Annotated in this window: 1 protein-coding gene; it reads left to right on the top strand. The window is 60.2% G+C overall.

Annotated elements, in window-relative coordinates:
* Positions 1-125: 125 nt before the first annotated feature.
* Positions 126-647 carry a pentapeptide repeat-containing protein gene (locus NW838_RS07315; RefSeq protein WP_414329417.1) on the top strand — a complete coding sequence of 174 codons (522 nt, stop codon included), beginning with the start codon at positions 126-128 and terminating at the stop codon, positions 645-647.
* The last annotated feature ends 106 nt before the right edge of the window (positions 648-753 follow it).

The following is a 753-nucleotide window of genomic DNA, read 5'->3' as shown; positions in this document are numbered from 1 at the left end:
CACCACCGAGCGGAATGTGACCTACGGCGGATAAGGGCTGTCTCTGCTGCAACGCAATGATCCCAGTTCTCAGTGGGCAAGGGGAAAATCGGCAAGAATGGGGGTAGAGAATCTAGGGATCCTCGATGGCCCCAAAATCCAACGCCTCGACTTGCTGGCGCGACTTCGGGAAGCTGGGCATGCTGCTGGCGGCCACTCTGCTGCTTTGGCTCCTCTGGGGCTCCATAGCGGGCAGCCAAGCCCGTCTCAACTTCAACAACGCCGATCTGCAAGGTCAAGATCTATCCGGCCAAGATTGGCGGGGCAGCAGCTTTGTCAGCGCCAACCTGCAGGGCGCCGATCTGCACGGGGCCAACCTTTCGGGGGCGGCATTCACCAAGGCCAATCTGGCGGGGGCCAACCTATCCGGTGCCGATTTGAGCAATAGCCTTTTGGATCTGGCCAATTTGGCAGGAGCCGATCTCAGAGGGGCCAAGCTCACGGGAGCCATTGCCGCACGGGCGGTTTGGCAAGGAGCGCAGATTGCCGGCGCCGATTTCAGCGAAGCCTATGTGGATCGGGCGGCAAAGCGGCAGTTGTGTGAGCGAGCTGAGGGATCCCACCCGATAACCGGCGTAACCACCCGTGAGAGTTTGGGCTGCCCTTGAATCAGGGCCGGCAAAGGTGAAGAAAACAGGATCCCTGAGCCCCGTCGGTCAGATTGGCCTCTAGATTGGGTGAGGTGTCGATAGTGCCCAACTATGAGCAAGCCCA

Origin of the sequence: Synechococcus sp. R55.2, assembly GCF_047462075.1 — a bacterium.
Lineage (GTDB): Bacteria > Cyanobacteriota > Cyanobacteriia > Thermostichales > Thermostichaceae > Thermostichus.
Note: the sequence above shows the minus strand (reverse complement) of the source record. Positions and strands in the feature narration are given on the sequence as shown.

What these genes read in the sequence shown, in the direction of transcription:
- NW838_RS07315 (WP_414329417.1), top strand. Translation starts at nt 126, where the DNA reads ATGGCCCCAAAATCCAACGCCTCGACTTGCTGGCGCGACTTCGGGAAG.